This window comes from Shewanella sp. ECSMB14102 (genome assembly GCF_000813075.1).
GTDB classification, from domain to species: domain Bacteria; phylum Pseudomonadota; class Gammaproteobacteria; order Enterobacterales; family Shewanellaceae; genus Shewanella; species Shewanella indica.
This window is the reverse complement of sequence record NZ_JWGX01000078.1, coordinates 1-8,463: the sequence shown is the minus strand read 5'-3', so window position 1 is coordinate 8,463 and position 8,463 is coordinate 1. Positions and strand designations below refer to the sequence as shown.

Genomic DNA, 8,463 nt, shown 5'->3' with positions numbered 1-8,463 from the left:
GATTGATCAGATCGCTTGAATCGAGCCGAGTTCCTTCTATTTTCGAAACGCAGTGATCTACATTTAGGAACAGCTATTTAGCCGTCTTACAATTGACATCTATTAGCTTGCTTAGTCTCAATGTTGAAATGCTACCTTTGTCGGAGCCAACAAAGTAAATAGCTAAAAACCATTTAGATAACGGCAAGTTAGTACTATGGAATAACGTGCCAGATGTAACCGATACTTGCTTTCTACAGTTGTTGCACTGAATGTGCTCTCTACACTTTAGTTGGCACCCTTTGTGATGCCCACAGTGGGGGCAAACAAAGCCATTCGGCCAGCGTTGATTTTTTAAGTAATTCAAGCAATCTTCGTCAGTTTGAAATAGTTTTTGCCATTCTAAAAAGCTAATTTCTGAAGTTTTCATCACAATTCTCACTAAACAGCACTGTTTATATATACAGTTTAGTTCAATTGTGAAAATTGTGAAAAGGTATGATATTTTTATTGTGCTGAATGGTTGCAATTAAAGAATATAAAAACCACCACGTTCTTAACTCTTATATGAAAATATAAGTGATTGCAACAATACAGATAACCAAGAGAAAGATATCTAACACCTTGACTCCATATTTAAAATGTCTTGCGATACAAAAAAAAGACAATACCGGTGCAATAAAAAACAAAATATTCCCACCAGTACTAACTGAGTCTGAAATAAAATAACCTTCACTTTTAAAGTTTGAACTAACCCCTAAAAACCACATGAAAGCTAAAATTAAACCAACAACAAAAAAAAATCGGCTAATCATGGCAGACCTCCTCAATGACTCGGTTTCCGATGCATTTACACTGGATAATCTAGTGATTAATGGCGTGAATTAGAATTACTAAAGTATGACCAACAGCAGACCCACAACAATCCGCGTATTCAGCCATCACTAAATGAATACTAAGCCGTGGCCAAATTTAGTTGGCCACTACACACCAGAAACACCATAAAAGATAACCCCAAATCAAAAAAGTTACTTATTATTAACCAGAAACAGCACAAACAAAGAATTTATAAAAAGTAAGGACAAAAGCCCAAAATCCATTTCAATAGTCACTTTATATAGCAAAGTAAGCATATTAATAGCCATCACCGTAAAAAATAAAATCCTATTCACATTTACTCCTTAATTGCCGAAGTGGAACGCTGTTCCACTTCGGCCACATAATGATAATAACACATTTATTACTTTGTCTTGGCGTAATACCATGCTGCGAACGCTGCATTTAACCCCAAATCGGCACAAACTACCGCCACGATTAACGGAGCCACTCCACCATTTACAGCAGCAATCTCTTTGCAATTCAACTCTTTCATAATATCTCCTTACTTAGTAGCTTCATACAGGCCGAAAATCATACAACCTGCAGTTAACCCACCCATAAATGCTTTTGCACCCAAGATAACTAATGGCGCGATACCACCGTTAACTTGCTCAATCTCACTCATTTTAAGTTCTTGCATAATATCTTCCTTAATTTAAACTCTTAACGTTATGTTTGCCTAAGCGCTCAAACGAACCCTTTAGGTTTATTTGGCTTTAAGCGACTGACCAAGGGTGCGGTTTCCGGCTAAAGTTGCCGCGCCCTTGTTTTTAATTTTTGAAATAGCACGTTATTTTTGAACGTCATACTTCACCAGTTAAAATCCTTTTTATCAATTGACTGCTTTACTGCACCACTCCCATCAACTGCTGCATTTCATCTTGTGTAGACTTTGCCTTGATGCATAACCATTACTCGCTGAGCCTGCTTGATGGTTTCCGGCCGGTGGGCAATGATGATGCGCGTCATGTCGAGATGTTTTATCTGTTCGCTAATTCTTGCTTCGTTATTAACATCTAGATGACTGGTGGCCTCATCCATAAACAGCAGGCTCGGTTGCTGATACAGGGCTCTGGCAAGTAACAGGCGTTGTACTTGCCCGCCGGAGAACTGGTTGCCCATATCTCCCACCAAGGTGTTATACCCCATGGTCATTTTACTGATGTCGGCATTAATGGCGGCCATTTGTGCGCACTGCTGCATACGCAAGTAGTTAGGCTCGGGGTCAAAGAAGGTAAGGTTGTCTGCGATAGAGCCCGATAGCAGGGTATCGTCTTGCATGACCGCGGCAACCTGTTTGCGATAGGTGACTAATCCAACTTGGGTAATGTCTTGCCCATCCAGCAAATTTCGCCCTTGTGTCAGATTAAGTCGCGACTAACACACCTGTATGTCCTGCTGTATGTTCAGTAATGTTCAGCCCTTGATAATGTTGAATGATAGTATTAATTATTGGGTTATCTATTTTAATTTCTTGACCACCCTTGTACCAAACAATACTTCAAGCAACAAAACTTTTCAAACCAAAACATATTAATCATTTCGCCTCAAAAAATACCCAAAAACAAACCATGAACAAATCGCAGTAGTCAAAGTTGCAACACCAACTTCATTCTCTGTCGCATTAAGCACGAAACCAAAAAAATACATTGTACTTAGTGATAATAATAAAGTTAAGAATAGGTGGGTATACACCATTTTGAAATGAAAAAATAGTGAACTATTATTTTTGCATTGTCGAAATCGCTCCCAAGTAACTATAGCTACGCCCGCAAGGACAAAATAAAAAAACAATTCAATGATTAGCATAAACATCCTTTTAAAGCCGGTTCGAATTTATAACCGACTTTAACATCTGATTATATGTAGCTGATCGATAAGTTTATCTGTTGTTGGCACTCTGCATTCCTATTAAGTGTGTGAATTACACACTTAATAGGAATGCCGCTTACACAAATCTTTTTACACTCTCAAAAGGGCTGGAATAGCCCTTTTTATTGTTAACTATTTGCGAAAAAATACCACCTACCCAACCAGCAACAAAACCACTAAGTGCTGCAGCGCAAGCTTTCACGCCATAGAGCCTAGGAGATTAATCCGAAATATGCAATAAATACTAATGCAGCCCCAAATAAACCACCCAAGGCAAAAGAGAATGCTTGGTAATGTTGAATAACAGTATTAATCATTACACCACCTTTATTTTAATTGCTTAGCAATCCAGATTGCTCCTGCAGCCAAAGCCGCACCGAATGCACTCCCTGCAACAAAGTAACCAACAGCTACTAATGGAGCTACACCACCACATACGGCTTTTTGTTCCGAAATATTAAGCTCAGTCATTTCTTCCTCCTATTCAACCATCTTATAAGCAGCCATCACCAAACCAGAACCAAAGGCTGCACCAGCAACAAAAGCCTTGTAAGCTAGCGGAAAAGCTAATGGAGCTATTCCACCATTCACCTGCTCAATCTCATTCAATGTTAGCTCTTCAATTTTTGATACTTGCATAATATCTTCCTTAATTTAAACTCTTAACGTTATGTTTGCCTAAGCACTCAAACGAACCCTTTAGGTCTATTTGGCCTTAAGCGACTGACCAAGGGCGCGGTTTCCGGCTAAAGTTGCCGCGCCCTTGCTTTTAACCGATGCCATGCTTTGCATGTGTATAGCCTCACACTGCATCGATTAAAATTCCTTTTTATCTATTCTTTATTTTCACTTCTTTACTGCGCTTATTACGCGCTACCCATCAACTGCTGCATCTCATCCTGTGTGTAGACTTTGCCTTGATGCATAACCATTACTCGCTGAGCCTGCTTGATGGTTTCCGGCCGGTGGGCAATGATAGTGCGCGTCATGTCGAGATGTTTTATCTGCTCGCTAATTCTTGCTTCGTTATCAACATCGAGATGACTGGTGGCCTCATCCATAAACAGCAGGCTCGGTTGCTGATACAGGGCTCTGGCAAGCAACAGGCGCTGTACTTGCCCGCCGGAGAACTGGTTGCCCATATCCCCCACCAAGGTGTTATACCCCATTGTCATTTTACTGATGTCGGCATCAATGGCGGCCATTTGTGCGCACTGCTGCATACGCAAGTAGTTAGGCTCGGGGTCAAAGAAGGTAAGATTGTCTGCGATAGAGCCCGATAGCAGGGTATCGTCTTGCATGACCGCGGCAACCTGTTTGCGATAGGTGACTAATCCAACTTGGGTAATGTCTTGCCCATCCAGCAAAATTCGTCCTTGTGTCGGGGTTAGTAGCCCAAGCATTAACTTCACTAATGTTGTCTTGCCACAACCCGACTCACCCACGATGGCAACGGATTCATTAGCATTAATGGTTACCGACACATCATCGATGACACATGGCTCATTGGGTGCGTATCGGAAACTCACACGCTCAAGCGTTAACTGTCCTGTCACCTGGTTGAGGGAAGTAATGCTCTCCCTATTTGCTTCCTGTTCGTGCAGCGCAATGTCGGAGATACGGTCGAGGTGTAAACGCAGCATGCGAAACAAAATAAGTTGTTCAATCAGACTCGCAACACGCTCCGTTAGCTGATTCTTATAGGCGATAAAGGCCAGCACCATACCGATTGTTAAGCCACCGCTCATCACAATCGTCGCCGCCAGGTAAACTACAATGATGTTCTCTACACCAAACAGCAACTTGTTCATAGCGTCAAAACTGATTTTGAGTTTACCTAAACGGATATCTGCATTTATCACTTCGCTGTAACGGTTTTGCCATAAGCTTTGACGCTGGGGCTCGCAGGTAAACAGCTTAATGGTTTGTATGCCGCGAATGTTCTCTAAGAAATTCGTTTGCTCTTTGGCGCTCGATTGTATGGACTCTTCGGTTGCGCGGTGTAGTGGCCGATAAAGCGCAAACCTCAATAAGGCGTAAAGTAAAATTGCTGCAACAACAACTAATGTCAACTTGACACTGTAAATTAACATCATCACTAGCACGGCTATTGACATGACACCATCGACAACCGTTTCAACTAAACCTGTAGTTAAACGCTCTCGCACCTGGGCAAGTGAACCAAACCGCGAAACCAAATCACCAACATGGCGCTTTTCAAAATAACTCATGGGCAGTCTAAGCAGGTGACGCAATAAATTGACCCCCATCTGCATATTGAGCAGGCTCGATACACGCAAAACCAACCAACTACGCACGCTAGTGGTAATTACGTTGATAGCCACAAGTAATCCGAAACCTACTGCCAGCACTATGAGTAATGGTTTATCTTGGCTAATGAGCACTTCATCAACCACCCACTGCATGTAATAAGGCGTGACCAGCGCAAAGACTTGTAACAATAATGACAACACGAAAAGGGTCGTTAATGCTCGTCCTAACCCAGTCATCTTGCTCCAGAGTTGCGACAAGTGCATCTGCTGGCGTTCATCAGCCTGCTCAAACCCTTTGGTTGGGGTCAACTCTAGCGCAATGCCTGTGAAATGCTCGGCAAACTCATTAAAGGTAAGTGTCTTTTTCCCAAAAGCAGGGTCATTGATGCTCACCCCGGACTTAGTCACCCCGGTCAACACCACAAAGTGATTCATGTCCCAATGCAGCACACAAGGTAATGTGAGTTTACCGACTTCTTCTATCGGGCACTTCAGCGCGCGACTCGCAAGCCCTATGCTGTCACTGAGGACAATCATTTGTTGCAGATTCATCCCCTTTAAATCCGCACTAAAACGCTTCCTTAACGCTGCCATATCGAGTTTGTGGCCATAAAAGCTAGCAACCATGGCAATACAAGCCAAACCACATTCAGCCATTTCCGCCTGCAATATAAGCGGCACGCGTTTCTTACCTGAAAATTCCAACAGTTCAATTGGAGAGGATTCAGTAGTCATATCTGTAGAAGCATTCATCAGCCGACCCTACCTTTCAGACTGTATATAGGGTCAAGCAGCCAATCGAGTAAGCTTCGCCTATCGAGCACAATGTCAGCCTCAAGCAACATGCCACTTTTTAGCGGAAACGCTTCTCCATAAGCCAGCATATCCTGCTTAGACAACTGGGTCCGAATACGGTAAACAGGTTCTGACAAATTAACTGGTACTCTGGCTTCGCCATCGAGCAATAACGCCTTGTCAATGCGAGAAATATGGCTTTCAAGGAATCCAAACCGCTGATAAGGAAAGGCATCGAAGCGTAATCTTGCCTCATCCCCCTCTCTAATAAAGCCGGCACTACGAGTAGGTAATAGTAACTCTGCGACCAGCTCTGCGCCCTGAGGGATAAGGCTCATTAACGGGCGATTTGTCGCAATAAACTCTCCATCAACTATTTGTATTGCGGCAACCGTTCCCGCTTCTGCAGCGCGGATAACATAGCGATAATTATTTTCAGTTTCATCGATTTGACGTTGAAGGTCTGAGCGACGCCTTTTAATCTCACTCTCTTTTAATGCGTACTGGTAGGGTAACAGCTTAAGCTCAGCTTGTGACGCATTTAACTGACTAGAAACGGTTACTTTATTGGATTTAACATTTTCTATTTCTTGTCGAATATTGATAAGCTTCTCTTGCTGAGACTGATAATCGAGCTCAGAAAGAAAACCGTCCTGATATAACTTCTTATGCTGATTTTGCTGAGACAGTTGCATCGACAGTTTTTCAGAAAGCAATTTCTCCAGATTAGGAATGACGGAGAGTGAACTTTGATTATCTGAAATCGCAGTTCTCAACCTAACAGACTCATCTGCCAACATTCTTTGGTTGACTACTCGTTCAGCCTCGAGCAAGTCTAACTGTTGTTTCAGTTCGCCAATTAAAGACTCACTGAGTTCTTCACCGGAGGTCATACTGCGTCTGAAAACGATAGTCACTAAAGGGTCTCCTTCTTGAACTAGCGCTCCCTCTGACACGTGTAGTTTCTCAACGTTACCGCTACGATTGGCGAATGTCTTAATAAGCCCCTTATTAGGAACCAAATACCCTCGAACGGTTTCCTTTCTGGCATAGTGGGAACAAGAGAGAAATACAGCTATAGCCGTAACAACGACAAAAATAATAAACGCAGAATTGTAAATAGACAGGGGCTGTGCAAGCGATATATCGCCATGTAGCTTTTGTTTTTGCGCCTCAACGGCCTGTTTTCTGAATAAGCTAGACATACCAGACCCCTGTGCTCACTTTATATCAAGACAATTTAATATAGTGACTATCACGCCATAAAACTATTTTGTGACATGCTTAATAAATCAAATATAAAACACAAACCTGCAACGCGAGTCAAGAAAGAAATACAGTATGAAATACAGGGCTGAAATACAGGAAATCCATATCTTTTTGATGTTTCGCACAGCCTTGAATAGACTTTGAAATACCTATCAAAGCTCAGTCGAGGTTGGTTATGACCACAGCCCGCCGCCAGTTGATAGATGCTGAAAGTACGCCCTTTTACCACGTGATTAACCGTTGCGTTAGACGGGCATTTTTGTGTGGTGAAGATGCACTCTCGGGGCGCAGTTATGAACATAGGGCTGGATAGTGGATAAAATCAGGCAGTTGTCGTCAATATTCTGCATCGACGTTTGCGCTTATGCGCTCATGAGTAATCACTACCATTTGGTGCTTAAAATCGACCTTGCTGCGCAACAATCGTTGTCGCCATTTGAAGTCATTGAGCGTTGGACAGGGCTCTTTAGTGGCAATCCTGTGGCGGCAAAGTTCCTCAAGGGCGATAGTCTCTCGGAAGGTGAACAAATACTGCTGGTTCCGCTTATTTAGGCAACAACGCCAGTAAATCGTGTAAGATGTGGACATCACGCATGGTATTGGATCTGGTAGTTTTTTGGCGAAATCATTTAGATCAATCAACACCATGCGTGTCTACTGAATTGAATAATAAGGGAATTATCTGGGGATTCCTTAGAGGTATGCATTAAGGGATGATGGTGACTAAACCGAACAATTCCTTAAGGCAGTTGCTATTCGTTCAATGTTCTGTTCAAAACGTCTTTATAAATTTTTGATTTAGAAAAACAACATCAAATTGACACTGAAATTAACTATACCCTGATGTGTTTTGATATTAATTATTAACTTTACCAGTTTAGTAACGGTTAATTAAACACTCACTTGTTCGGTAAATTCAAGGTTTTTAATATCCACCCATTCGGTAAATGAGCTACACCACCAGCGAGGTATGACCAGATAATCTTTATTGAATATTTAATTTGACAATTTATCTGATGCGTGATTATTCTGACGTACATTCAAAACCCTTTGATGTTCAGATTTAATAACCCAAAATGGAACTATTAAATGAACGGACTCTTTAGAAAAGAAGCACTTGATTATTCCAGCAAGAGGTTACTGGTGAGTATATACCTGGCTCAACCTATATCCGTTTATCTTATCGTTTTTTACCTTATCTTCACTGTATCAACTTGCATTTCATTTCTATTCCTTTCTGAGTATTTTTGTAAAGAGACAGTGCAAGGTTTTTAGTACCGAGTTCAGGTGTCATAAAAGTTTATTTCAGTCGCTCTGGTACTATTGAAAGTATTTATGTAAAAGAAAGTTCGAAGGTTCAGAAAGGAGAATTAATCGCTAAAGTTTTATTATCAAG

At 41.7% G+C, this 8,463-nt stretch carries 8 protein-coding genes and 2 pseudogenes; 1 reads left to right on the top strand and 9 read right to left on the bottom strand.

All coding sequences use genetic code 11. The annotated features are described in order from the left end of the window. Window positions 1–73: 73 nt before the first annotated feature. The 9 genes and pseudogenes from RC73_RS21545 to RC73_RS19145 form a co-directional block, all read right to left on the bottom strand. The gene (locus RC73_RS21545) at window positions 74–409 is read right to left on the bottom strand and encodes a transposase (RefSeq protein ID WP_082014390.1); all 336 of its coding nucleotides are present in this window, start codon (window positions 407–409) and stop codon (window positions 74–76) included. A 133-nt stretch (window positions 410–542) separates the two neighbouring features. Continuing rightward, complete coding sequence (locus tag RC73_RS20850) at window positions 543–794, bottom strand: hypothetical protein (protein WP_039036129.1); 252 nt, start codon at window positions 792–794, stop codon at window positions 543–545. Between the two features lie 425 nt (window positions 795–1,219). Continuing rightward, window positions 1,220–1,351: a class IIb bacteriocin, lactobin A/cerein 7B family gene (locus RC73_RS20285; protein ID WP_082014389.1), complete on the bottom strand. Its 132-nt coding sequence runs from the start codon at window positions 1,349–1,351 to the stop codon at window positions 1,220–1,222. A gap of 9 nt (window positions 1,352–1,360) precedes the next feature. Continuing rightward, window positions 1,361–1,498: a class IIb bacteriocin, lactobin A/cerein 7B family gene (locus tag RC73_RS20280; RefSeq protein ID WP_082014388.1), complete on the bottom strand. Its 138-nt coding sequence runs from the start codon at window positions 1,496–1,498 to the stop codon at window positions 1,361–1,363. Window positions 1,499–1,703: 205 nt separating this feature from the next. Beyond that, window positions 1,704–2,220 (bottom strand): annotated as a pseudogene (locus tag RC73_RS19155) (ATP-binding cassette domain-containing protein); the annotation flags it as partial. 837 nt (window positions 2,221–3,057) lie between these two features. Then, a complete protein-coding gene (locus RC73_RS20845) occupies window positions 3,058–3,201 on the bottom strand; it encodes a hypothetical protein (RefSeq protein ID WP_160289592.1) in 144 nt (47 codons plus the stop codon). Window positions 3,202–3,210: 9 nt separating this feature from the next. Continuing rightward, the gene (locus RC73_RS20275; RefSeq protein WP_082014386.1) at window positions 3,211–3,369 is read right to left on the bottom strand and encodes a class IIb bacteriocin, lactobin A/cerein 7B family; all 159 of its coding nucleotides are present in this window, start codon (window positions 3,367–3,369) and stop codon (window positions 3,211–3,213) included. A 227-nt stretch (window positions 3,370–3,596) separates the two neighbouring features. Further along, entirely contained in the window at window positions 3,597–5,756 is a 2,160-nt protein-coding gene (locus tag RC73_RS19150; protein ID WP_039036127.1) for a peptidase domain-containing ABC transporter, read from the bottom strand. Beyond that, the gene (locus tag RC73_RS19145) at window positions 5,756–7,003 is read right to left on the bottom strand and encodes an HlyD family secretion protein (RefSeq protein ID WP_039036126.1); all 1,248 of its coding nucleotides are present in this window, start codon (window positions 7,001–7,003) and stop codon (window positions 5,756–5,758) included. The genes RC73_RS19150 and RC73_RS19145 overlap by 1 nt, the downstream gene beginning before the upstream one ends. 239 nt (window positions 7,004–7,242) lie before the next feature. Here RC73_RS19145 and RC73_RS21540 point away from each other — a divergent pair. Continuing rightward, window positions 7,243–7,479 (top strand): annotated as a pseudogene (locus tag RC73_RS21540) (alpha-amylase family glycosyl hydrolase); the annotation flags it as partial. Window positions 7,480–8,463 lie beyond the last annotated feature (984 nt).

Bases quoted from the DNA above. Each gene is read 5' to 3' on its own strand.
- RC73_RS21545 (WP_082014390.1), bottom strand. From the start codon at position 409: ATGAAAACTTCAGAAATTAGCTTTTTAGAATGGCAAAAACTATTTCAA.
- RC73_RS20850 (WP_039036129.1), bottom strand. From the start codon at position 794: ATGATTAGCCGATTTTTTTTTGTTGTTGGTTTAATTTTAGCTTTCATG.
- RC73_RS20285 (WP_082014389.1), bottom strand. From the start codon at position 1,351: ATGAAAGAGTTGAATTGCAAAGAGATTGCTGCTGTAAATGGTGGAGTG.
- RC73_RS20280 (WP_082014388.1), bottom strand. From the start codon at position 1,498: ATGCAAGAACTTAAAATGAGTGAGATTGAGCAAGTTAACGGTGGTATC.
- RC73_RS20845 (WP_160289592.1), bottom strand. From the start codon at position 3,201: ATGACTGAGCTTAATATTTCGGAACAAAAAGCCGTATGTGGTGGTGTA.
- RC73_RS20275 (WP_082014386.1), bottom strand. From the start codon at position 3,369: ATGCAAGTATCAAAAATTGAAGAGCTAACATTGAATGAGATTGAGCAG.
- RC73_RS19150 (WP_039036127.1), bottom strand. From the start codon at position 5,756: ATGAATGCTTCTACAGATATGACTACTGAATCCTCTCCAATTGAACTG.
- RC73_RS19145 (WP_039036126.1), bottom strand. From the start codon at position 7,003: ATGTCTAGCTTATTCAGAAAACAGGCCGTTGAGGCGCAAAAACAAAAG.